The sequence below is a fragment of the Sphingomonas sp. Leaf17 genome, from assembly GCF_001421505.1.
Classification (GTDB): domain Bacteria; phylum Pseudomonadota; class Alphaproteobacteria; order Sphingomonadales; family Sphingomonadaceae; genus Sphingomonas.
This window is the reverse complement of the sequence record NZ_LMKL01000004.1, coordinates 21163-45145: the sequence shown is the minus strand read 5'-3', so window position 1 is coordinate 45145 and position 23983 is coordinate 21163. Positions and strand designations below refer to the sequence as shown.

Here is a 23983-nt window from a genome sequence, read left to right as displayed (position 1 = left end):
TTCATGCAGACCAAACGCCCGCTTCCGATGGCCGCCGACCTGTACGGCGATATTGAACCCAGTCCGAAATCGACGTGGCGGGGGTATCTGCCCGGGCTGCTGATCGTGCTGCTCGGTACGCTGGCGGCAGGCTTCATCTCGGATCGCTATGGAGCGCCGCTGACGCTGATGGCGCTGCTGTTCGGGCTGGCGCTCAATTTCCTGTCGGCGGATTCGCGGCTGACGCCGGGTCTGGCATTCGCGTCACGGTCGCTGCTGCGCTGGGGAATCGTGCTGGTCGGCCTGCGCATCACCTTCGGCCAGATCGTCGATCTGGGGCCGATGGCGCTGCTGTGCGTCGTCGTCATCGTCGCGGCGACGATCGGCATCGGCATCGTGATGGCGCGGCGATTCGGCTTCGACGCCGCGTTCGGCACGCTGGCGGGCGGCGCGGTCGCCATCTGCGGGGCCAGCGCGGCGATGGCGCTGGCGACGACGCTGGGCGAACGGCGGATCAGCCAGGCGCAACTGACGCTGGTGCTGGTCGGCATTTCGGCGATGAGCGCGACCGCGATGGTCCTCTATCCGATCGCGGCGCATGCGCTGCACTTCACCGATCTGAAGGCCGGGTTCCTGTTGGGTGCCTCGATCCACGACGTGGCGCAGGCGCTGGGCGCGGGCTATTCCTATTCGGAGGGCGCCGGTCAGATCGCCGCCATCGTCAAGCTGACCCGCGTGGCCCTGCTGGCCCCCGCACTGGCGATCGTCGCGCTGTTCCTGCCGCGTGGCACCGGCGCGGCCAAGGGGCCGGGGATGCCGTGGTTCGTCGTCGGCTTCTTCGTGATGGCCGGGATCAATTCCACCGGCTTTGTGCCGGTCATGGTGGCGACGGGAGCGGAAAAGCTGGCAGGGGGCCTGCTCGCCGCCGCCGTTACCGCCACCGCGATCCGGTCACCGTTGTCGCAGTTGCTGGAGGCCGGGCCGAAACCGTTGCTGGTCATCCTGGCCGCGACGATCGCCGCGTTCGCCCTGTCACTGGCCGCCGCGATGCTGCTGATCGGCTAGGCCGTCGCCTCCGACGTCGTGGATTCCCGCACCACGAGGTCGAACCCGACCTCGCGCGCCTCGACCGGCGCGTCGTCGGGGGCAAGCAGCAGGTCGGCCGCGTTCCACGCCAGCAGGCGCACCGGCTGGCGAATGGTGGTCAGCGGCGGCCAGACATAGCCGGCCAGCGCATCGTCGCCGAACCCGGCCACCGCCAGATCCTGTGGCAAACGCAGGCCAAGCCGGTGGGCGGCGGTCAGCACGCCGGCCGCCATCTCGTCGTTCGCCGCGAAGATCGCGCTCGGCCGATCGCGCATCGCCAGCAGGTCCGCGCCGGCGGCCGCACCGGACGCAAAGGTATAGCCCCCATCGCGGTCGAGCGCCGGATCGGCGGCCAGCCCCGCCGCGGCGAGCGCATCCTGATAGCCCAGCCGCCGCTGCGCGCTGGTCGCATAGTCCCGCAGGCCGCCGACAAAGCCGATCCGCCGGTGCCCGCCCGCCAGCAGATGCCCGGTCATCGCCCGCGCCGCCGCGCGGTTGTCGATGAAGGTCGAGGATGCGGGCGACGTTACCGCCCCCGGCGACACCCGCACGAACCGGACGCCGCGCTGCGTCAGCATCTCCAGAACCCCCACATGGTCGCAGATTGGCGGCGTCAGGATCAGCCCGTCCACCCGTGTCGTGTCGATCAGCCCGGCGATATCGTCCAGCAGCCGCTCCGACCCGCGATCATAGGGCTGGGCAATCATCCGCACCCCGTCCGCCTCGCACCGGTCGCGCACCCCCATCTGCATTTCATAGACATAATAGGGGCTGGGGTTGTCGCAGATCAGGCCGATCTGGAAACTGCGCCGCCCGGCCAGCGACCGCGCCGCCAGATTGGGACGGAAATGCAGTGCCGCGACCGCGGCCTGCACCCGCTCGCGCGTCGCGGTGCCGACATAGCGCTCGTTGTTGAGCACCCGCGACACCGTCTTGATCGAGACGCCCGCCTCCCGCGACACGTCCTTGATCGTTGTCCGCACGCTGTACGCTCCTGCCCGTTTCCGATAAGAGACATGGCACGCGACAGGTGCTTGCGGCAACTGTCCTATCGGCCTAATACAGTCAGTTCACCGTCCGGATCCTGTCATGCGTCCTCACCCGTTCGATACTGGCCAGCCGCGCCCCCAGCCGCACCCGGGGCAGCAGAGTGCCGACCATGGCCGGGTCGACCTGTCGCGGCCGGGGTTGCCCTATGCCGGAATCCGCGATCCGTTCGCGCCGATCGACCCGATACCGCCGCGCCAGGATTTCGGCGGCGACCCGTTTCCGCCGGCACCGCCCCCGCCGCCACGCCAACGCCGACCGATCGGCCGCTGGATCGGGCGCGGGCTTGGCGTTGGCATCATCCTGCTGGTGATCGCCATCGCGTGGCTGGCGATCACGGCACCGCTGTCCAAATCGCTGCTGCCGCCGACACCGCCGTCGATCACGCTGACCGCCGCCGACGGTACGCCGATCGCCCGGCGGGGCGCGATCATCGGCGCCCCGGTCGATGCCGCCAAGCTGCCGCCGCACGTCCGCGAAGCCTTTCTGGCGATCGAGGACCGGCGTTTCTATTCGCATTTCGGCATCGACCCGCGCGGCATCGCCCGCGCCGCGGTTCACAATCTGGGGTCCGGCGGCGTGCGCGAGGGCGGCAGCACGATCACGCAGCAGCTGGCCAAGAACGCGTTTCTCGATTCGGATCGCACCGCCGGCCGCAAGATCCGGGAAGCGATGATCGCGGTCTGGCTGGAGGCGTGGCTGACCAAGGACGAGATCCTCTCGCGCTATCTGTCGAACGTCTATTTCGGCGACAACGTCTACGGCATCACCGCCGCCGCCAAACATTATTTCGGTCGGACGCCGGCGACGCTGAACACGGGGCAAGCGGCGATGCTGGCCGGGCTGGTCAAGGCGCCCTCGCGGCTCGCCCCGACCTCCAATCTGGCGGGCGCGCGCAAACGGCAGGCGGTCGTCATCGGCGCGATGGAGGCCGCCGGCTTCCTCACCAGGCGGGAGGCGGATGCCGTCCAGCCGCAGCGGGTTCTGTCGAGCCGCCCCGACCAGTTGCCCAACGGCACCTATTTCGCCGACTGGATCCTGCCGCAGGCGCGCGATCAGGCGGGCGAGATCAAGACCGAGACGACCGTCCGCACCACGCTCGACCGCGATCTGCAACGCACCGCCGAGCGCGCCGTGAAACGCGCGGGCCTGCGCGAGGCACAGGTCGCGCTGGTGGCGATGCGGCCCGACGGCCGGGTCGTCGCGATGGTCGGCGGCAAGAATTACCGCACCAGCCCGTTCAACCGCGCGACGCAGGCCAAGCGTCAGCCGGGATCGACTTTCAAGCTGTTCGTCTATCTGGCGGCGATGCGCGACGGCATGACGCCGGATTCAATCATCGAGGACTCGCCCGTCGAGATCGCCGGTTGGAAACCCCGCAACAGCGATGGCCGCTATCTGGGGCCGATCACGCTGCAACAGGCGTTCGCGCGCTCGTCCAACGTCGCCGCCGCCCGCCTGACGCAGAAGGTGGGGGTCAAGGCGGTGATCCGCGCCGCGCGCGACCTGGGCATCAGCAGCCCGATCCCGAACGAGGCGACGATCGGCCTGGGCACCTCGACCGTCAATTTGCTGGAATTGACCGCGGCCTATGCCGCCATCGCCAACGGCAAATATCCGGTGCAGCCGCACGGGCTGACCGATGCCGAGCAAAAGCCGTGGTATCAGGCGCTGACCGAGCGCGAGCGGAGCATTCCCGAGGATATTCGCGCAAAGATGCTGACGCTGCTGTCGGCCTCGATCCGCGGCACCGGTCGCGCCGCCGGGCTTACCGTCGACGCGTTCGGCAAGACCGGCACGACGCAGGACAATCGCGACGCCCTGTTCGTCGGCTTCGCGCAGGATCTGGTCGTCGGCGTGTGGGTCGGCAACGACGACAACACGCCCAATCCGGGCCTGTCGGGCGGCGGCATCCCGGCGCGGATCTGGCGCGATTTCATGAGCGATGCGCTGAACCTGCGCCCGGTCGCGGCGCCCGTGGTGCAGGAGGCGGTCGACCCGGAAGCCGACACGACGATCCTCTACGACGACGAAGGCAACCCGATCATCCAGGCCCCCGCCGTCGGCGAGCTGGAGGGCATGGGCCTGAACCTGCGGATGGGCGAGGATGGCAGCATCACCGTCGGCCCGGCGCGGGGCGGTCGTGACGACCCGCCCCGCCCGCAAGCCGACGACCGCGCGCCGCCGTCCGACGAGGAAGGCGGGCCGGAGGAATAATCCGCCGGTTAGAACGCGCTCCAGTCATCGTCCGCCTCGACCTTCAGCGCCAGCGCACCGCGGGTGGCGGGACGCGCTGACACGGCGGCGGGGCGGCTGCGCGCGACCGGGGGCGCGGTCCGGGCGGTACGGATCGCGACCGGTGCCGACGCGGCGGCCGGGTGGCCTCCGGCTGGCAGGGTGAAGCGCCCGACCTGGCGCAGCAGCGCCTCCGCCTCGGACGACAGGGTCCGGACCGCGGCGTTGCTTTCCTCGACCATCGCCGCGTTCTGCTGGGTCACGCCGTCCATCTCGCCGACCGCGATATTGACCTGTTCCATCCCCTGCGCCTGCTGCGTGGCCGACGAGGCGATCGTCGAGACCAGCCCGCCGATTTCCTCGACCCGGCCGATGATGCGGTCGAGCGCCTTGCCCGTCTCGCCCACCAGCGCCACGCCGCGATCGACCTGCACGACGCTGGCGGTGATCCGCGTCTTCACGTCGCGGGCGGCATCGGCCGATCGCTGCGCGAGCGCGCGAACTTCGGAGGCGACGACCGCGAAGCCACGCCCGGCATCACCCGCGCGCGCGGCCTCGACACCGGCGTTCAGGGCCAGCAGATTGGTCTGGAAGGCGATGCCGTCGATGACCGAGATGATGTCCGATATCTCGGCCGATGCCCGCTCGATTCCGCCCATCGCGTCGACCGCCTGGCGGACGATACCGCCGACGGCATGCGCCTCGGCCCGGGTGTCGACGACCACCGAATCGGCCCTTGCGGCCCCGCTCGCGGCCTGGCGCACGGTCGCGGTGATCTCGTCCATCGCCGCTGCCGTTTCCTCCAGGCTGGCCGCCTGCTGCTCGGTGCGGCGCGACAGGTCGTCGGAGGCGCGCGAAATCTCGCCGGTGCCGGTTTCGATTCCCGCCGAACAGGCCCGCACCGTCTCCAGCGTGCCGGCAAGCTGCTGGATCGCGCCGTTGAAATCGCGTTCAAGCGCGGCATAGGCGGGCGGAAATCCCGACAACTGGGTCGTCAGGTCGGCGTCGGCGAGCCGGCCAAGCGCGACACCCAGCTGGGCGACCGTCTCGCGTTGTTCGGCGTCATTCTGCGCCTTGCTGATCGCGGCATCGCGGAACACCAGCACCGCCTGCGACATTCGGCCCAGTTCGTCGGAGCGCGCCGCGTCGGGAACGACCACGTCGTTCTTGCCCGCCGCCAGATCACCCATCGTCTCGGTCAGGCGCAGGATCGGCCGGGCCAGCTGGCGACCGAGCAGCAACGACAGGGCAACGGCAATACCGATCATCACGACGCCACCGATGGCCAACGCCAGCAACGCGGTGGTCAGCGCCGCCGCCTGTTCGGCCCGGCTGTCACGCAGGGTGACCGTCGCATCGGCGCGCAGCGCGCGCAACGGTGCCAGTACCGGCAGCATCGTCACCGTCTTGCTCGATTCCCGCAGGGCCGCCTGCGCGCCCATCTGGTCGCCGGCGCGAACCCGCGCGATCAGCGGGTCACCCCATTTCTCGCGCCAGTCGATGATCTTGCCATTGGAACTGGCGACCTGCGCCCGCGCCTCGGCCGTTGTCAGCAACGCATCCAGCCTAATGGCCGCCGCGGCACCATCGGCCTTCGCCTCGTCATACTGTTTCAGGTAATTCTGGTCACCGGTGATGAGGAAGCCACGCACCTGGCTGTTCTGACGCAGGATGGCGATTTCCATGTCCAGCGTGGTGGCGTGGACGTCCTCGGCCCGCACGCTGTTTTCCGCCGCCGTCTCGATCCGTGCGGTGCTGACATACAGGACCGCCATCATGGCGGCGACCGACAGTACGATGGCGGTAAAGCAGATCCCGATCTTCCGGGCTATCGGCAGGTTGGCGAACATGGACAGAGCCTCATCATCCGGGCCACGGCGCAGATGCCGCAGCGATCGGATTTCGAAGTACCAACGAATCCTCTGATTTAGATTAACGCGGACGGAACCTTCCGGTCGCGCTGATCGACATCAGCTTTTCAGGCGCCAGCCCGTGCGGAAGATCGCCGCGATCACGACGAGGCAGAGCAGCAGGAAACCGACCGTCACGGCCAGGCTGGCCCCCACCGCCACATCGCCCGAACCGAAGAAACTCCAGCGGAAGGCGCTGACCAGATAGACGACCGGATTGAACAGGCTGACCGTCCGCCACGGCTCTGGCAGCATGTCGATCGAGTAGAACGCCCCGCCAAGGAAGGTCAGCGGCGTCACGAGCAGCGACGGGACGATGGCCAGTTGCTCGAACCCGTTAGCCCAGATGCCGATGACGAAGCCGAACAGGCTGAATGCGACACTGGTCAGCAGCAGGAATGCGATCATCGCGAAGGGGTGTTCGATGTGCAACGGCACGAACAGCGCCGCGGTCGCCAGGATGATGAGGCCCAGCACGACCGATTTGGTCGCCGCCGCCCCGACATAGCCGATCACCAGTTCCATCGGCGACACCGGCGCGGACAGGAGTTCGTAGACGGTGCCGGTGAACTTCGGGAAGTAGATGCCGATCGACGCGTTCGAAATGCTCTGCGTCAGCAGCGACAGCATGACGAGGCCGGGGACGATGAAGCTGCCGTAACCGACCCCGTCGACCGCCTGCATCCGGCTGCCGATCGCGCCGCCGAACACGACGAAATAGAGCGACGTCGTGATGACCGGCGTGACCAGGCTCTGCCACAGGGTGCGCAGCGCACGCGCCATTTCGAAGCGATAGATCGCCCAGATGCCGTGGCCGTTCATGCGCGCGTCTCCACCAGATCGACAAAGATGTCTTCGAGGCTGGATTTCGACGTTTCGAGATCCTTGAAGGCGATGCCCAGGTCGCCCAGCTTGCGCAGCAGCGACGGTATGCCGGTCCGCTCCGCCTGCGCGTCGAATACATAGCGCAGGATATGCCCCTCGTCGGCCAGCGTCAGATGCCATTCGGCAAGCTCCGAGGGGATGGCGGTCATCGGATCGACCAGCGTGATATCCATCTCCCGCTTGCCCAGCTTGGCCATCAGCGCCGCCTTGTCCTCGACCAGCAGCAGGTCGCCCTTGTTGATGACGCCGACCCGATCGGCCATCTCCTCGGCCTCCTCGATATAGTGGGTCGTCAGGATGATCGTCGTGCCGCCCTCGCGCAGGCGATGAACCAGCTTCCACATGTCGCGGCGCAGGGCCACGTCAACGCCGGCGGTCGGCTCGTCGAGGAACAGCAGTTCGGGTTCGTGAGCCAGCGCCTTGGCGATCAGCACCCGGCGTTTCATGCCGCCCGACAATGCCATGATCTTGGTATCGCGCTTGTCCCAGAGCGACAGGTCGCGCAGCACCTGTTCGATATAGCCGTCGTTGGCCGACCGACCGAACAGGCGGCGGCTGAACTTCACGGTGGCGATCACCGTCTCGAACGCGTCGGTCGACAGTTCCTGCGGGACCAGCCCGATCATCCGTCGGGCCGCCTTGTAATCGGTCAGCGCGTCATGCCCGCCGACCGTGATCGTCCCCGTTGTCGGCGTCACGATACCGCACACGATGCTGATAAGCGTCGTCTTGCCGGCGCCATTCGGCCCGAGCAGCGCAAAGATTTCGCCGCGCCGGATGTCCAGGTCGACGGGCTTCAGCGCCGTGAACCCGCCCTTGTACGTCTTGGACACGCCCGCGACGGACAGGATCGTTTCGGCCATCGTTCCATTCCCCTTGTGCGTGGTGCAGGTAGGACGGCCGCTGGACCGGCACAAGCTGACGGCGGACTTATCGTCGGGCGATTACCACAGGATGCCCTTTTCCGGCGCGAGCGGCTTGGGGGCTTCGTCGCCGATCGACTGCAACAGGTCGATCTCGATCGTCCGGCACATCGCGTTCAGCGGCACGTCGTGAACCGTGTTCGCGAACGGATCGACCAGATCGTCGCCGATCTGCAGCACCGCCAGGAACATCAGCCCGGCCACCGTCGACCCAAGCGGCGTGGCGAACCCAAGCGATTCGACCAGGCCGATCGGCAACAGCACGCAGAACATGTGTGTGAACAGCGTCGGGAAGAACCGGTACTGATTGGGCAGCGGCGTATTCTTCAGCCGCTCCATGCCCCCCTGCGCATTGGCGATATCGACCAGCACGCGCTCGAACGAGGCCTGCTGGATCGTGTCGATCCAGCCATTGCGCCGGGCGAGATCAATCCGCCGGCCGGTTCCGTCGACGATCCCGTTGGCGATATTGGTCCGCTCCAGGGCGAAATCGGCTTCGCCCTTGGACAGGTATCGCAGCACTTCCTGGTCGGCGGGCTGCTTGCGCAACTGGCAGCGCAGCGCGTTCACATACGCGATCTGTCGCAGGACGATGGTGCGCTTCATGTCGAGCGCGTCGTCCTGCGGCAGATAGTTGCGGGACGCACGGGCAAGACTGCGCGAGGCATTGATCATCGACCCCCACAGGATCCGCCCCTCCCACCAGCGTTCATAGGCGGAATTGTCGCGAAACCCCAGGAACAGCGCCAGCGCGGAGCCGAACAGCGTCAACGGCAGCGACGGAGCCTTGAACGGCAGCACGTAATAGGTGACCGTGACGATGACATCCCACACGAACAGGATGAGCAGCGGTTTCCAGACTTCGGTGACGATCCGGCTCAGACGGGGCGTTGCGTCGACGATCATGATGGGTTCCCGTTTTACAAGTCCGCTCGAACGCGCGGTATTCGATTCGGATGCGCGTTGGTCGGCGGTCCCCTTACCGTGCGGTAAGCGCCCCGTCACGCAGGCCGCGCCAGATGCGCGCCGCCTGCACCGTTTCGGCGACGTCATGGACGCGCAGAACCTGTACGCCTGCCTCGATCCCCTTCATCGCCAGCGCGATCGACCCACCCAGCCGTTCGCCGACCGGTGCCTCCAGGGACAGCGCGCCGATCATCCGCTTGCGACTGGCCCCCAGCATGATCGGGCAGCCGAGACCGTGGAACAGCGCCAGACCGTTCATCAGCGCCACATTGTCGGCCAGCGACTTGCCGAAGCCGATACCCGGATCGACCATGATCCGCGAGCGGTCCACCCCGCCGGCCACAACCGCCGCGATCCGCGCCTCCAGCCAGTCGAACACATCGGTCAGGACATTGGCATAGCCGTCGCGGCCATGCCCGCCGGCCTTCGGGTCGGGCGAGTGCATCAGCACCACCGGACACCCCGCGCCAGCGACCACCGCCAGCGCGCGGTCGTCCCACAGCAGCGCCGAGACGTCGTTGACGATGTGCGCCCCGGCCTTCAAAGCCGCCGCCATGACCCCGGCCTTGCGCGTGTCGACCGATACCAGCGTGCCCGCCCCGGCCAGCCGCTCGACCACAGGCACGACACGCGCGATCTCGTCTCCCTCCCACACCGCGGCCGCCCCCGGCCGGGTGGATTCACCGCCAAGGTCGATCAGCGCCGCGCCCGCCGCCGCCAGGTCGATCCCGGCAGCAGCGGCCGCGACCGGATCATCGTGCAGGGTGCCGCCATCGGAAAAACTGTCGGGCGTGACGTTCAGGATCCCCGCCACCGCCGGCTGGTCGAACCGAAGCACGCGGTCGCCCAGCGACCAGGCGACCCGCGGGGTCGTGATCGCCCGGTGATAACCGGCCAGTCGCTCCGCGTCTGAGGTCGGCAATGTGGCGAGGTGGGCGTCGAAATCGGCGACGGCGATCGTCCGCCGCCCCTCGGCACCAATGACGTCATAGGCCGCGAACCACAGCATACCCCCGGCCAGCCGCGCGACGTGCCCGTCCCGCCCGACCGGCGTATCGACGAACTGTACGGGGCGAAGGTGCGTCATTGGCTACAGGTCCGATCTTCGGATCAACGTGTTCCCCGGCGCAGGCCGGGGTCCGGTGGGGAACACCGATGTAACCATGGACGGCGTTTCGACAATCATCGCGTGCCCAACCAGGCCCCGGCCCGCGCCGGGGAACAACCGCCTATCAAGGCTGCGTCGCCAGCAGGTACGTCTGCCGCAGGGCGTCGACCGGCTTCAGTCCGTCCGCCGCCTCATAATGCCAGAAGGTCCAGCCGTTGCAGGCCGGCGCGCCCTGCACGGTGGATCCCAGCTTATGGATCGACCCGGTCGCCCCGCAATCGCTGAGCAGCGACCCGTCGGCGCGGACAACCGCGCGGAACCGGCGTTTGCCGTCGCACAGCACCGCGCCGGGCGTCAGATAGCCGTTTTCGACCAGCACGCCGAAGGCCACCTTGGGCTGCTGGCGCGGCGACATCATCGTCGCCAGCGCGGATTCGTCCAGCGGCAGGGCGGCGGCGATCCGCTCCTTGGCGGCGGCGATATAATCATCCTCGCGCTCGATGCCGATCCAGTGCCGTCCCAGCCGCTTGGCGACCGCGCCCGTCGTGCCGGTGCCGAAGAACGGATCGAGGACCACGTCGCCGGGCTTGGTGCAGGCCAGCAGCACGCGGTACAACAGTGCCTCGGGCTTCTGCGTCGGGTGGACCTTGGTCCCATCCTTCTTCAACCGCTCCGCCCCGCCGCAGATCGGGAACTCCCAGTCGCTGCGCATCTGCAATTCGTCGTTCAGCGTCTTCATGCTGCGATAGTTGAACGTGTATTTCGCGCCCTCCGCCTTCGACGCCCAGATCAGCGTCTCGTGCGCGTTGGTGAAGCGGGTGCCGCGAAAATTGGGCATCGGGTTGGCTTTACGCCACACGATATCGTTCAGAATCCAGTAGCCCAGATCCTGCACCGCCGCGCCGACGCGGAAGATGTTGTGATAGCTGCCGATGACCCAGATCGACCCGTCATCCTTCAGGATACGCCGCGCCTCCTTCAGCCAGGCGCGGGTGAACCGGTCATAGGCGGCGAAGGTGTCGAACTTGTCCCAGTCATCGGTCACCGCATCGACATGCGTGCCGTCGGGGCGGAACAGCTCGCCGGCCAGTTGCAAATTGTAGGGCGGGTCGGCGAAGATCATGTCGACCGAGCCGGCCGGCAGCGATTTCATCTGCGCGATGCAGTCACCCTGCAGGATCCGGTCTAGCGGCAGGGTCGCGCGGTCGACCACGGGGGCCACCGGCTTCGCCCGCTTGCGCGTCATCGTGTCGACCATCACCATCTCGCCGTCTTTCCTCGTTCGACGGCCAGTTCAGCGATTCTTAACCGTATCGTCAAGCAGACGATCTTGACTCTGGCGAACGACGCTGGATTCGAGATTCCTGTCCCGAGTCGCATATCCCATATCTTGAGTCCGGGGCGGTCCACCGACTCAAGCCATGGGGGGTGTGGCCGAAAAGACTCAGGACGATAAATATGCCCGCGCCACTGGCGCGAAGCTGCGGCGATGCAGCGGGGTCGGGCCATGGTCGCGCAACGCGGCCAGATGGCGCGGGCTGCCATAGCCCTTGTTCGACGCCCAGTCGTAATGCGGATAGTCCAGCGCCGCCGCCAGCATCAGCTGGTCGCGGGTATGTTTCGCGACGATCGAGGCGGCGGCGATCGACAGCGACTTCGCGTCGCCCTTGACGATCGCCGTCGCCGGCCAGTGCCAGCGCGGCAGGCGGTTGCCGTCGACCAGCACATGGCCCGGCGCAGTACCAAGCGCGTCGACCGCCAGCGTCATCGCCTTCATCGTCGCCTGAAGAATATTCAGCCGGTCGATCTCCTCCGGCTCGACGATGCCCACCCCCACCACCGCGCATTGCATCAACAGGCCGAACAATCGTTCGCGATCCGCCGGTTTTACCTGCTTGGAATCGTTCAGCCCGTCCGGAAACCCCGATGCCGGCAGGATCACCGCCGCCGCGACCACCGGCCCCGCCAGCGGCCCGCGTCCCGCCTCGTCCACGCCGGCGACCGGGCCGGCATGCAGCGCCTCGTGCGCGAGATCGGGCATGTCAGGCCCAGCGCGCGGCGAAAGCGGCGGCGTCCCAGCCGTCGGTGCTGGTGGCGGCCAGCAGGTGATAGAAGGGCACCGCCCCCATCGCCGGTCCCATCGGCCCGTGACCACCGCCGACGCCGGGTGCGTGCGCCAGCGCGGCGCGGACGAAACAGATGGCGCGATCGACCGCGACGTCCAGCGCCAGTCCCTGCGCCAGCCCCGTCGCGACCGCGCTGGCCAGTGTACAGCCGGTGCCGTGGCTGTGCCGCGTGGCGATGCGTGGGCCGGACCAGCGCGCCTCACCACCGCCTGGATAGGCCAGCCGGTCGATCACATCGTCGCCCGCGTCATGCCCGCCCTTGACCAGCAACGTGACACCGTCGGCCAGCAACGCCGCCTCTCCGCCGAGCGCAGCCAGTTCGGGAAGATTGGGCGTGGTAACCGTCGCCACGCGCATCAGCCGCGCGAACGCGCCGATCGTTGCCGCGTCGGCCAGCACCGACCCGCTGGTCGCGACCATCACCGGATCGAACACGATCGGCACGCCCAGCGTCGCCAGCCGGTCCGCCACCGCGTTGGATGTCGCGGCCGATCCGATCATCCCGATCTTTACCGCATCGACACCGATGTCGGACACGACGGAGTCGATCTGCGCGAGCACCATATCGGTCGGCACAGCGTGGACCGCCTGCACCCCCAGCGTGTTCTGCGCGGTGATCGCGGTGATCGCCGTCATCGCATGGCCGCCCAGCATCGTGACGGTCTTGATGTCCGTCTGAATGCCGGCACCACCGCCGGAATCTGACCCGGCGATGACGAGGACGCGCGCGATCACGACTGGAACGTGCGATCGGTGGAGGCCGGGTTCCGCTTCAGCGCCGCTCCGACCCGCGTCGGCCGGTCGAGCAGTTCGCCGCCGCAATTGGGGCAGCGTTCGTCCAGCGCATCCGCACAATCCGCGCAGAACGTACACTCGAACGAACAGATGAACGCGCCACCGGCCTGTGCCGGCAGGTCCGCGCCGCAGCGCTCGCAATCGGGCTTCATCGCCAGCATCAGGCGGCCGCCGTCCGCACCGCGTCGCAGATGCGATCGACCACTGCCTCGACCTGAGCGGGATCGTCGCCTTCCGCCATCACCCGGATGACGGGTTCGGTGCCCGACGGGCGGATGACCAGCCGACCCCGGCCCGCCAGTTCCTCCTCGGCGGCGGTGATCACGTCCTTCACGCCTTGCGCCTCCAGCGGCTTGCCGCCGGCGAAGCGGACATTCTTCAGCAACTGCGGCAACGGATCGAACCGGTGCAGCACCTCGCTGGCCGGTGCGCCCGCACGCTTGACCTCGGCCAGGATCTGCAGGCCGGCGACCAGCCCGTCACCGGTCGTCGCATAGTCGGACAGGATGATGTGCCCCGACTGCTCGCCGCCGATATTGTACCCCCGTGTCCGCATCGCCTCCAGCACATGCCGGTCGCCGACGCCGGTACGGACCAGCCCCAGCCCCTGCGCCGACAGATGCCGCTCCAGCCCCAGATTGGACATGACGGTGGCGACCAGTCCACCGCCCGCCAGCCGGCCGGCGCGTGCCCAGCTGGTCGCGATCGTGGCCATCAGCTGGTCACCATCGACCACCCGGCCCTTTTCATCGACGACGATCAGCCGGTCGGCGTCGCCGTCCAGCGCGATGCCGATCGCGGCCCCGCTGGACACCACCGTCTCCGACAAAGTCTGCGGTGCGGTCGATCCGACCTGATCGTTGATGTTGGTGCCGTTGGGCGACACGCCGATCGCCACGACCTCCGCCCCCAGTTCCCACAGCGCGGACGGCGCGACGCGGTAGGCGGCCCCGTTCGCGCAGTCGACGACGATCCGCATCCCGTCGAGCCGCAGGTTTTCAGGGAAGGTCGACTTGGCGAAGTGGATATAGCGGCCCTGCGCGTCCTCGACCCGGCGGGCGCGGCCGATGTCGCGCGCGGGCACCAGCGGCACGTCGTCACGGTCGATCAGCGCCTCGATCGCGTGTTCGGCATCGTCGGACAGCTTGAACCCGTCCGGTCCGAACAGCTTGATGCCGTTGTCATGAAACGGATTGTGGCTGGCCGAGATCATGACGCCCAGGTCGGCGCGCATCGAATGGGTCAGCATCGCCACCGCCGGTGTCGGCATCGGCCCGACCAGCACGACGTCCATGCCGACACTGGTAAAGCCGGCGACCAGCGCCGATTCGAGCATGTAGCCCGACAGCCGCGTATCCTTGCCGATCACGACCCGGTGGCGGTGGTTGCCACGCTGGAAATAGGCACCGGCAGCCATGCCGACCTTCATCGCCATCGCCGCCGTCATCGGCGACACGTTGGTCAAGCCGCGAATGCCATCGGTACCGAAATATTTTCTAGCCATGCCAATTCCATCCGCTTGCCGGTACGTCGATAATCCCAATAGCGTTACAGACCATGAAGGGCGAGTATGTCGCAGGCCTCCCGAATACTTATATCGCTGGTGGCCGGCCTGCTGGCGGGCATCGCGCTGGCGGCACTCGTTCCCCAGGCCGTTGATCCGACCATCGCGGTCGCCCAGCCGATCGGCACCGCATGGCTGAACGCATTGCAGATGACGATCGTCCCGCTGGTCGTGGCACTGCTCATCACCGGCGTTGCCGCCACCGCGGAAGCCGCGCAGGCCGGACGCCTCGCGGGACGGGCGATCGTCCTGTATCTCTCGGCGCTTTGCGCATCCGCGCTGATCGCCGCGATCCTGACCCCGCTGACCCTGCGGATCGCCCCCATTCCGACCGAATCGGCGGCCAGCCTGCGCGCGGCCCTGAGCGGAATCACCGCGATCGCGCCATCGCCGCCACTCGGCGCGTTCCTGGCCGCGATCGTTCCGACGAATATCGTCAAGGCGGCGGGCGACAACGCGTTCCTCTCGCTGATCCTGTTCACGCTGATCTTCGCCTTCGCATTGATGCGGATCGAGCGAGAGGGGCGTGCGCTGCTCACCCGGTTCTTCACTGCGGTCCGCGATACGATGCTGGTGGTGATCGGATGGATCCTGTGGGTCGCCCCGGTCGGCGTCTTCGCACTGGCCATCGTCGTCGGCGCGCGTGCCGGAACCGGCGCGTTCGGCGCGCTGGTCCATTATATCCTGTGCGTCAGCGCGGTCGGCGTGGTCGTGTCGCTGGTCGCCTATCCGATCGCGGTATTCGGCGGGCGGGTGCGATTGCGGGACTATGCCCGCGCGGTGTTGCCAAGCCAGGCCGTCGCGATCAGCACCCAGTCGTCGATCGCCACCCTGCCCGCGATGATCGAGGGGGCAAGCCGACTGGGCGTGCCGGTCGCGACATCGGGCGTCACCCTGCCGCTGGCGGTCGCGATCTTCCGCGCGACCGGCCCGGCGATGAACCTGGCGGTCGCGATTTATATCGCCGAATGGTTCGGCGTATCGCTCAGCCCGGCCACGCTCGCGATCGGCGTCGTGGTCGCCGCCCTCACCTCGCTCGGCTCGGTCAGCCTGCCGGGTACGATCAGCTATGTCAGCGCAATCGCGCCGATCGCCTCGTCGATCGGGGCACCCGTCGCGCCGCTGGGGCTGCTGGTCGCGGTCGAGACGATTCCCGATATCGTCCGGACGCTTGGCAACGTTATGATGGATCTTGCCACCACGGCCATGCTGTCCCGCCGGGGGCCGGCCGTGCCCGACGCCCCACCTCCGCCCATCGCAAAGGCTGTTCCATGAAATATCGCACGCTCGGCCCCGACCTGACTGTCTCCGCGCTTGGCCTTGGCTGCATGCCGATGGCCGGCGTCGGCAAGGACATGTACGGCGTCGCGACCGAGAGCGAGAGCATCGCCACGATCCACCGCGCGATCGACCTTGGCGTCACGCTGTTCGACACCGCCGAGGTCTATGGCCCGCACCTCAACGAAGAGCTGGTCGGCCGTGCCATCAAGGGCCGCCGCGACGGGCTGGTCATCGCTACCAAATTCGGGTTCAAGATTGGCGGGGGCGGCGTGACCGCGACCGACAGCAGCCCGGCCAACGTCCGTGCAGCATGCGAAGGATCGTTGAAGCGCCTCGGCATCGAAACGATCGACCTGTTCTACCAGCACCGCGTCGACCCGGCCGTGCCGATCGAGGAGACGGTCGGCGCGATGGCCGATCTGGTTGCCGAGGGCAAGGTGCGGTATCTGGGGCTGTCAGAGGCCGGCGTCGACACGCTGCGCCGCGCCGCCGCCGTCCACCCGATCGCCGCGCTGCAATCCGAATATTCGTTGTGGGAACGCGATGTCGAGGCAGAGATCCTCCCCGTGGCACGCGAGCTCGGCATCGGTTTCGTGCCGTACAGCCCGCTGGGCCGCGGCTTCCTGACCGGGCAGATCACCCGACGCGAGGATTTGCCGGAGGGCGATTACCGACTGAACGACCCGCGCTACTCGGCGGACAATTTCGCGCAGAACCTGAAACTTGTCGACGTCGTGCGCGCCATCGCGGACGGCCACGGCGCCAGCCCGGCGCAGGTCGCGATTGCGTGGCTGCTGGCGCAAGGGACCGACATCGTGCCGATTCCGGGATCGAAACGCCGCCTCACGCTGGAGGACAGCATGAAGGCGGCAGACGTGACGCTCACCGCCGGCGATCTGGCCGCGCTGGATGCCGCCGCGCCGCGTGGCGTAACGGCCGGGCCGCGCTACGGCGAAAAGGCCCTGGCGATGACCCGGCTGTAACCGGCCTGTTCCATCCGCCCGTCATCCCGGCGAGTGCCGGGATAACGGAGGAGCTTTCGTCTCACTGTACGCCGTGCATCCACTTGCGGATCAGCGGCGAGAGCAGCAGAAGGAACACACCGACCCCGGCCGAGACCAGACCGATGGTCCAGAACACGCCGGCATAGGTTTCCAGGCTGACCTTCAGGTTGGTGACCTGTCCGCCGACCGTCTCGACGCTGGCGACCTGCGCCACCACACCCGCGACATATTGCGCGACCGAGATCGACAGGAACCACACGCCCATCATCAGGCCGACGATCCGCGCGATCGACAGCTTGGTAATCATGCTGAGGCCCACGGGCGAGATGCACAGCTCGGCGAACGAATGGATCAGGTACAGGCCGGCCAGCCACCAGATCGCGACCTTGAAGGTCGGCCCGACCATGCTCGCGCCCCAGACGAGGAACAGGAAGCCCAGGCCGACGCCGATCAGGGCGATACCGAACTTCACCGGGATCGACGGTTCGATTCCGCGCGCGGCCAGCTTGGTCCAGACGATCGACATCACCGGGGCCAGAGCGACGATGAAGAAGGCGTTGAAGAACTGCGTCTGCCCGGCGGAAATGCTGAACAGGCCAAAGATCGAAAGGTCGGTGTTGCGATCGGCGAACAGCGTCAGGCTCGACCCCGCCTGCTCGAACAGGGTCCAGAACACGACGTTGAAGACGATCAGGATCATCGCCGCCATCATCATCTGGAATTCGCGCCGGTCACCCGCCACGAACGACCAGATCAGGATGCCGGGCACCGCGACCAGGAAGGTGCCGAACAGCAGTTTGCCCATCAGCGACAGCGAGGCGATATAGCCGATGATACCCGACCCGGGCACTGGTTCGGACGCATTCATCAGGTTGGTGAACAGGAAGTACAGCACCGGCACCGCGACCAGCGCGCCCAGATAGATCAGCAGCGCCCTGTCGCCGCCCTCGCGCTTCGGCGGCTCGCCGATACCGCCCAGCTTGCCGCCGTCGAACTGGATCAGCGTCCACGAAAACAGCATGCCGATCGCGGCAAGGCCGAACCCGGCCCACCATCCGACCGCGACCGCCAGGAACGGGCACAACAGCTGCGAGAACAGCGACCCGATGTTGATCCCCATGTAGAAGATCGTGAAGCCGGAATCGCGCCGTCGATCGCCCTGCGCATAAAGCGAGCCGACCATCGTCGAGATATTCGGTTTGAAGAACCCGTTGCCGACCGACACCAGGCTCAGCGCAATCAGCATGACCATGACATAGAACGGGCTGCGATCCGCCTCGGACTGGAACCCGCCCTTCGGGATCGTGCGGTCGACGCCGCCGCCCGCGTTCAGCAGCGATACCGTACCATCGTCATTACCCTCGATCTGCAGGCGGCGATCCTGCTCGACCACATATCGCGTCTCGGTGCCGGCGACGCTTTCGACCTGCACCTCGTACCGCTGGCCATCGACCACCGCGAAGGGCTTTGCGGTTTCGCCGCCGAAGCACAGGACGAAATAACCGATCGCCATGACGATCGCGCCGAACTTCACCGCCCGCTTCGACCCCAGATACTGGTCGGCCAGATAGCCGCCGATCAGCGGCGTCAGGTACACTAGCGCGGTGAACCCGCCGTACAGGCCGGTCGCGGTGCGGTCGTTGAAGATGAAATGCTGCGTCAGGTACAACGTCAGCAGTGCGCGCATGCCGTAGAAGCCGAACCGCTCCCACATCTCGGTCGTGAACAACCGGGCCAACTGGCGCGGATGGCCGAACCAGGTTGCCTCGTCCGCCGGATTTACATGACTGATGTCCGGCTCTCGCGGATTGTCCGCGGTCGGGGTTTCCACCATGTCGATTACGCTCCCTGCAATACCGGCCCATCTGAAGCGGGCATGTGATGCGGCGTAGAAGTAGCGGCAAACGCGGTGGTGTAAATGGTCGGGCGCGTGCGCTACATCACCGGTCATGTTCAACGACCTGTCCTCCCCCCTCGCCTATCTCGCCAGCCGCCGGTCGGGAAAGCCGCGCGACCTTGTCGCCCCCGGCCCCGCCCCGGCCCAGCTGAAGCAGATCGTCACGATCGCGGCCCGCACGCCCGATCACGGCAAGCTGGCCCCGTGGCGGTTCGTCGTCGTCGACACCGACCGCCGCGACGCGCTCGCCACGTTGCTGGCCGATGGCTACCGGCAGGAAAAGCCGACCGCCAAACCCGCCGAGGTCGAGGCGATGGTGCAGTTCGCGCATCAGGCCCCGACGCTGGTCGTCGTCGTATCCGCGCCCGACGCTGCCAGTCACATTCCGGTGTGGGAGCAGGAGCTGTCGGCGGGGGCCGCCTGCATGAACCTGCTGCACGCCGCCCATGCCAGCGGGTTTGCCGGTGGCTGGCTGACCGGCTGGCCGACCTACAATCCGGTGGTCCGGGCAGCGTTTGCGCGCGAAACCGAGCGGATCGTCGGGTTCGTCTTCATCGGCACCCCGTCCCGTCCGCTGGACGAACGCCCACGTCCCGCATTGGACCGCATCCTGACGCACTGGTAGAAAGTGCTGCTCGACGGCGCGCGCAATTGGTGTATTAAAGCAGCATGACAGTGCTCAATGGCGACGATAGCCCGGTCTACATCCGTTTGCGCGGGACGATCGCGGCCGGCATCCTGCGCGGCGACTTCCGCGCCGGCGACCAGCTTCCCTCGGTCCGGGCGCTGGCCGCCGAACACGGTGCCAATCCGCTGACGGTTGCCAAGGCCTATCAGAGCTTTCAGGACGACGGCTATGTCGAGGTGCGGCGCGGGGTCGGCATGTTCGTCCTGCCCGGCGCGGTCGACCGGCTGCGCCAGGCCGAACGCGCCGCGTTCGTCAACACCCAGTGGCCGCGCATCCGCGATCATATCGACCTGCTCGGCCTTGATCCGGCGGCGCTGCTGGAGCGTGAGCGCGCCTGACCGGTTATCTGCCCGGAATGGCAGTCAGCGTCGCGACCTCCTCGACGCTCAGGCTGATGCCGAACATCAGGCTCAGCCGCATCCGATAGACGCGTGGATCGGTGATCGTCATGCTCGCCTCGTCCTCGCCCGCGCGGCGACGATATTCACCATCGGTGAGGCTCGCGAACCCGGTCGGCAGGACGATGCTGACGATGCGATGCTGGCAGAAGCGGCTGGTCGGCGCGGTCGACACCCAGTGGTTGCTCATCACGAGATCAACGTCCCACGCCCAGTCGAGCGTGAAGCTGTATTGCGGCTGCCACCCCTCGCCCGTGCCACGTCCGTCGGTGGTGGCGGGGTGCCCGTCACGCGACAGCATCCAGCCATGCTCCAGCGTCTGCGACAGGCGGAACCGCGCGCCGTCCGGCCCGTCGACCTCGATCCCGTCCACCAGCGGCATCGGCGGGGCGTAGCTGCCGCCGAACCCCGGATCGGCGATCCACGCCTGACCGTCGATCGTGACGAGGCTCAGCGTGTGCGTCAGCGGCGGCACGCTGGTCGCCCCCAGCCACACCCGCGCCAGCAGCGGCCGCGCCTCGAACCCGCACGCGGCCAGCGCGTCGAGGAACAGCCGGTTATGCTCGAAGCAATAGCCGCCGCGCGTTGCGGTCACCAGCTTGGCGAACACGCCGGCGCTGTCGATCGCGATCGGCCGCCCGAGCAGGATGTCAAGATTTTCGAACGGGATCGCCAAGCGGTGCGCGCGTTGCAGATCGAACAGCCCGTCCGCGTCGGCGGCGGGCGTGACAGGTAGGGCGATGCGGGCGAGATAGCCGGAAAGATCGAACATGGGCGCGTATCTAGGGACGATCGCGCCGTCGGGAAAGCCGGCGGCGCGATCGGCGTATCATCTCACGCCGCGAACACCTCAGCCTCGACCGCGTACAGGGCCTCGGCGGTGGCGGTCGCGGCCGCGCGCAGGCCCATCGCCTCGGGCACGATCTGGTCGAGATAGAAGCGGACGGCGGCGCGCTTCATCGCCATGCCGGCGTCGTCACCGGTCGCCGCCCGGCCCATCCGCTCCATCAGCCAGCCGCAGGTCGCGACCGACAGCATCGTCAGGAACGGATAGCTCGCCGCCAGCCGGTCGTCGGCATCCGCCGTCGCCAGCCGCCGGCCGACCGCCTCGCAGGCGTCGATCAGCGCGGTGAGTTCGGCATGCGTCGCCTCCCCCCGCATGTCGGCGATCAGCGCCGCGAAGACGCCGCCATTTCCCATCGCCAGCTTGCGGCCGACCAGATCGGCGGCCTGGATGCCGTTGGTGCCCTCATAGATCGGCGTGATCCGGGCATCGCGGAAGAACTGCGCCGCCCCCGTCTCCTCGACATAGCCCATGCCGCCATGGACCTGGATGCCGATGCTCGCGACCTCGTTGCCGATGTCGGTGCCGTGCGCCTTGGCCAGCGGCGTGACGAGTTCCAGCCGATCGCGCGCCGCCGTATCCCCCAGCGTCGCGCGGTCGACCTGTCCGGCCGCGTAATAAACCAGCGCACGCGCCGCCTGCGTCTGCGCCTTCATCCGCATCAGCATCCGGCGGACGTCGGGATGCTCGACGATACGGACCGGCTCACGGCTGGGCGACCCCGCGCGCGCCGACTGGACCCGATCCAGCGCATAGGCAACGGCGGCCTGCGTCGCCCCTTCGGCCACCTGTACGCCCTGCAATCCGACGTTCAGCCGTGCATTGTTCATCATCGTGAACATCGCGCGCAGGCCCGCATGTTCCGCGCCGATCAGCTCGCCGACGCAATCGTCGTGATCGCCAAAGCTCAGCACGCAGGTCGGCGAGGCGTGCAACCCCATCTTGTGTTCGATCGACACGACCCGCACATCGTTGAAATCACCGGGCTTGCCGTCGGCATCCAGCCGATATTTGGGCACCAGGAACAGCGAGATACCGCGCGTCCCCTCCGGCGCATCGGGGGTCCGCGCGAGCACAAGGTGGACGATGTTTTCGGCCATGTCGTGGTCGCCGAACGAGATGTAGATCTTCGTCCCCTTGATATTCCAGGTTCCGTCGCCGCGCGGCGTCGCGCGGGCGCGCAGGGCACCGACGTCGGACCCCGCCTGCGGTTCGGTCAGGTTCATCGTGCCGGTCCACGCGCCCGTCGCCAGATGCGGCAGGTACAGCGCCTGCTGCTCGGCACTGCCGTGATGCGCCAGCGCCTCGATCGCGCCGACCGTCAGGGTCGGGCACAGCGCGAAGCCCATGTTTGCCGACCCCAGCGTATCGAGCACCGCGGTCTGGATCGCGAAGGGCAGCCCCTGCCCGCCATGTTCCTCCGGCACGCCGATCGTACCCCAGCCGCCCTCGACATAATCGTGGTATGCCTGTGCGAAGCCGTCGGGCATGACGACTCCGTCCGGCGTCCATTTCGCGCCGACCGTGTCGCCGGTGCGCGCCAGCGGTGCCCATTCGCCGGCCGCGAACTGACTCACACCCTCCAGCACCGCGTCGACCACATCGTCACTGGCGGCGGCGAACCGGTCGGTGGCGGCCAGTTCCCCGACCCCGACGACATGGGTCAGGACGAAACGCTGGTCGGCGACGGGCGGGGTGAACGGCATGGGGCAGCATCCTCTTATATGTCGGCTTTGTACTCTTTATAGGGCGTTGCGATGGACGCTCCAAACGCTTGCATATTCCCCTACGGCACGGCTGGCCTTGCGACCGCGGCCGCGCGAATCATCGCCGGGGGACTCGTGGCGGTGCCGACCGAGACGGTCTACGGCCTGGCCGCCGACGCCACCAATGGCGCCGCGGTCGCCGGGATCTACGCGGCCAAGGGGCGGCCGTCGTTCAACCCGCTGATCGTCCACGTCGCCGATCTGGCGGCGGCGGAACGGCTGGCGGTGTTCGACGCGGATGCGCGCGCGCTCGCAGTCGCCTTCTGGCCGGGTCCGCTGACGCTGGTGCTGCCGCTGAGAGGCAATGCCGGGATCGCCGGACTGGTGACGGCCGGGCTGGATACGATCGCGATCCGGGTGCCGCGCCACCGCGCGATGCAGGCGCTGATCGCCGCGACCGACCGGCCGCTGGCTGCCCCGTCCGCCAATGCAAGCGGCGGGATCAGCCCGACCTGCGCCGCGCACGTCGCGGCCAGCCTCGGTGCGGCCGTCGCGGTCATCCTTGACGACGGGCCGACCGAGGCGGGGATCGAATCCACCATCGTCGCCACGACGCCGGCACTGGCGTTGCTTCGCCCGGGGCCGGTGACTTCGGAGGCGATCACCGCCCTGCTGAGTCGCGTGCCGGTCGCCCATGCCGGCGGGATCGTCGCGCCGGGCCAGCTTGCCAGCCACTATGCGCCGACAAAGCCCCTGCGGCTCGACGCGACGCAGGCCGGAGCCAACGAATGGCTGATCGGCTTTGGAGCAGTCGCCGGCGACGACACGCTGTCCGACGACGGCGATCTGATCGAGGCGGCAGCCCGGCTGTTCGGTGCGTTGCACCGCGCCGACGCGTCCGACAGACGTATGATAGCGGTCGCGCCGGTGCCGCATCACGGCATCGGCGCGGCGATCAACGACCGGCTGGCCCGCGCCGCGCACCGCTGAACGTTCAGGCCGAAACCGCCGCCTTCGATCGCTCGGCAAAGCTCTTGCGCAGCTTGGCGAGCTTCGGCGGAATGACGGCCATGCAATAGGGGTTCTGCCGCCCCGACGTTTCCCAGTAATCCTGGTGATACCCCTCGGCCGGATACCATGTCGCCATCGGTTCGATCGTGGTCACGATCGGCTTGTCGCTCGACGCCTGCGCACGGTCGATCGCCGCGCGGAACGCCGTTTCCTGCGCATCGTCGGCAGGAAACATCGCCGAGCGATACTGCGTACCGACGTCGTTCCCCTGCCGGTTCAGCTGGGTCGCATCATGCGTGGCGAAGTGGATATCGAGCAGATCGTCGAGCGACAGTTGCTCCGGGTTGTACCCGATGCGGATCGCCTCGGCATGGCCGGTGTCGCCGCCACAAATCTGCTTGTAGGTCGGATCGGGCAGGTGCCCGCCGATATAGCCGCTCTCGACGGTTTCGACGCCGATGACGTCCTTAAACACCGCCTCCGTGCACCAGAAACAGCCGCCGGCCAGAATTACATGATCCGTCATTGCG

Annotated in this window: 22 protein-coding genes; 7 read left to right on the top strand and 15 right to left on the bottom strand. The window is 67.7% G+C overall.

Annotated features, from left to right (window positions below; all coding sequences use genetic code 11):
- Positions 1 to 3 precede the first annotated feature (3 nt).
- A complete protein-coding gene (locus ASE75_RS04490) occupies positions 4 to 1044 on the top strand; it encodes a YeiH family protein (RefSeq protein ID WP_235512510.1) in 1041 nt (346 codons plus the stop codon).
- On the opposite strand, the gene ASE75_RS04485 is transcribed toward ASE75_RS04490, so the two are convergent.
- Positions 1041 to 2048 (bottom strand): LacI family DNA-binding transcriptional regulator, encoded by a 1008-nt coding sequence (locus ASE75_RS04485; RefSeq protein ID WP_055929612.1) that lies wholly within the window; start codon positions 2046 to 2048, stop codon positions 1041 to 1043. The two genes, ASE75_RS04490 and ASE75_RS04485, sit on opposite strands and share 4 nt — an antisense overlap.
- Before the next feature lie 106 nt (positions 2049 to 2154).
- Here ASE75_RS04485 and ASE75_RS04480 point away from each other — a divergent pair, with 106 nt between their 5' ends.
- The gene (locus ASE75_RS04480; RefSeq protein WP_055929609.1) at positions 2155 to 4329 is read left to right on the top strand and encodes a transglycosylase domain-containing protein; all 2175 of its coding nucleotides are present in this window, start codon (positions 2155 to 2157) and stop codon (positions 4327 to 4329) included.
- A gap of 8 nt (positions 4330 to 4337) precedes the next feature.
- Here the strand turns inward: ASE75_RS04480 and ASE75_RS04475 are convergent, their stop codons facing one another.
- The 10 genes from ASE75_RS04475 to glmM form a co-directional block, all read right to left on the bottom strand.
- The gene (locus tag ASE75_RS04475; RefSeq protein ID WP_055929606.1) at positions 4338 to 6197 is read right to left on the bottom strand and encodes a methyl-accepting chemotaxis protein; all 1860 of its coding nucleotides are present in this window, start codon (positions 6195 to 6197) and stop codon (positions 4338 to 4340) included.
- 120 nt (positions 6198 to 6317) lie between these two features.
- On the bottom strand, positions 6318 to 7079 hold the full coding sequence (locus tag ASE75_RS04470) for an ABC transporter permease (RefSeq protein ID WP_055929603.1): 762 nt from the start codon (positions 7077 to 7079) through the stop codon (positions 6318 to 6320).
- Positions 7076 to 8005, bottom strand: coding sequence for an ABC transporter ATP-binding protein (locus ASE75_RS04465; protein WP_055929600.1), 930 nt, complete (start codon positions 8003 to 8005; stop codon positions 7076 to 7078). Before ASE75_RS04465 ends, ASE75_RS04470 begins: the two co-directional genes overlap by 4 nt.
- An 81-nt stretch (positions 8006 to 8086) precedes the next feature.
- Complete coding sequence (locus tag ASE75_RS04460) at positions 8087 to 8971, bottom strand: bestrophin family protein (protein WP_055929597.1); 885 nt, start codon at positions 8969 to 8971, stop codon at positions 8087 to 8089.
- Positions 8972 to 9044: 73 nt separating this feature from the next.
- Entirely contained in the window at positions 9045 to 10118 is a 1074-nt protein-coding gene (folP, locus tag ASE75_RS04455) for a dihydropteroate synthase (protein ID WP_055929594.1), read from the bottom strand.
- A gap of 145 nt (positions 10119 to 10263) precedes the next feature.
- Positions 10264 to 11397, bottom strand: a complete 1134-nt coding sequence (locus tag ASE75_RS04450; protein WP_443025290.1) for a site-specific DNA-methyltransferase — start codon at positions 11395 to 11397, stop codon at positions 10264 to 10266.
- A gap of 186 nt (positions 11398 to 11583) precedes the next feature.
- Complete coding sequence (locus ASE75_RS04445; protein ID WP_055929588.1) at positions 11584 to 12180, bottom strand: ribonuclease HII; 597 nt, start codon at positions 12178 to 12180, stop codon at positions 11584 to 11586.
- 1 nt (position 12181) lies between these two features.
- Entirely contained in the window at positions 12182 to 13000 is an 819-nt protein-coding gene (thiD, locus tag ASE75_RS04440) for a bifunctional hydroxymethylpyrimidine kinase/phosphomethylpyrimidine kinase (protein ID WP_055929586.1), read from the bottom strand.
- Positions 12997 to 13221, bottom strand: coding sequence for a DUF1272 domain-containing protein (locus ASE75_RS04435; protein ID WP_055929583.1), 225 nt, complete (start codon positions 13219 to 13221; stop codon positions 12997 to 12999). Before ASE75_RS04435 ends, thiD begins: the two co-directional genes overlap by 4 nt.
- A complete protein-coding gene (glmM, locus tag ASE75_RS04430; protein WP_055929580.1) occupies positions 13221 to 14564 on the bottom strand; it encodes a phosphoglucosamine mutase in 1344 nt (447 codons plus the stop codon). The genes ASE75_RS04435 and glmM overlap by 1 nt, the downstream gene beginning before the upstream one ends.
- A 66-nt stretch (positions 14565 to 14630) precedes the next feature.
- On the opposite strand from glmM, the gene ASE75_RS04425 reads away from it, so the two are divergent.
- Positions 14631 to 15899, top strand: a complete 1269-nt coding sequence (locus ASE75_RS04425) for a dicarboxylate/amino acid:cation symporter (protein WP_055929577.1) — start codon at positions 14631 to 14633, stop codon at positions 15897 to 15899.
- Complete coding sequence (locus ASE75_RS04420) at positions 15896 to 16888, top strand: aldo/keto reductase (RefSeq protein ID WP_055929574.1); 993 nt, start codon at positions 15896 to 15898, stop codon at positions 16886 to 16888. The genes ASE75_RS04425 and ASE75_RS04420 overlap by 4 nt, the downstream gene beginning before the upstream one ends.
- 61 nt (positions 16889 to 16949) lie before the next feature.
- Here the strand turns inward: ASE75_RS04420 and ASE75_RS04415 are convergent, their stop codons facing one another.
- Positions 16950 to 18743, bottom strand: coding sequence for a peptide MFS transporter (locus ASE75_RS04415; protein WP_055929571.1), 1794 nt, complete (start codon positions 18741 to 18743; stop codon positions 16950 to 16952).
- A 115-nt stretch (positions 18744 to 18858) separates the two neighbouring features.
- On the opposite strand from ASE75_RS04415, the gene ASE75_RS04410 reads away from it, so the two are divergent.
- Both ASE75_RS04410 and ASE75_RS04405 read left to right on the top strand, forming a co-directional pair.
- Positions 18859 to 19431: a nitroreductase family protein gene (locus tag ASE75_RS04410; RefSeq protein ID WP_055929568.1), complete on the top strand. Its 573-nt coding sequence runs from the start codon at positions 18859 to 18861 to the stop codon at positions 19429 to 19431.
- Between the two features lie 44 nt (positions 19432 to 19475).
- Entirely contained in the window at positions 19476 to 19832 is a 357-nt protein-coding gene (locus tag ASE75_RS04405; RefSeq protein WP_055929566.1) for a GntR family transcriptional regulator, read from the top strand.
- Between the two features lie 4 nt (positions 19833 to 19836).
- Here the strand turns inward: ASE75_RS04405 and ASE75_RS04400 are convergent, their stop codons facing one another.
- Together ASE75_RS04400 and ASE75_RS04395 are read right to left on the bottom strand one after the other, a co-directional pair.
- Positions 19837 to 20664 carry an arylamine N-acetyltransferase family protein gene (locus ASE75_RS04400; RefSeq protein WP_055929563.1) on the bottom strand — a complete coding sequence of 276 codons (828 nt, stop codon included), beginning with the start codon at positions 20662 to 20664 and terminating at the stop codon, positions 19837 to 19839.
- Between the two features lie 62 nt (positions 20665 to 20726).
- The gene (locus tag ASE75_RS04395; RefSeq protein WP_055929561.1) at positions 20727 to 22442 is read right to left on the bottom strand and encodes an acyl-CoA dehydrogenase; all 1716 of its coding nucleotides are present in this window, start codon (positions 22440 to 22442) and stop codon (positions 20727 to 20729) included.
- A 51-nt stretch (positions 22443 to 22493) separates the two neighbouring features.
- On the opposite strand from ASE75_RS04395, the gene ASE75_RS04390 reads away from it, so the two are divergent.
- Positions 22494 to 23432 carry an L-threonylcarbamoyladenylate synthase gene (locus ASE75_RS04390; protein ID WP_055929558.1) on the top strand — a complete coding sequence of 313 codons (939 nt, stop codon included), beginning with the start codon at positions 22494 to 22496 and terminating at the stop codon, positions 23430 to 23432.
- A gap of 4 nt (positions 23433 to 23436) precedes the next feature.
- Here ASE75_RS04390 and msrA read toward each other — a convergent pair whose 3' ends face one another.
- Complete coding sequence (gene msrA, locus ASE75_RS04385) at positions 23437 to 23979, bottom strand: peptide-methionine (S)-S-oxide reductase MsrA (protein WP_055929555.1); 543 nt, start codon at positions 23977 to 23979, stop codon at positions 23437 to 23439.
- Between the last annotated feature and the right edge of the window lie 4 nt (positions 23980 to 23983).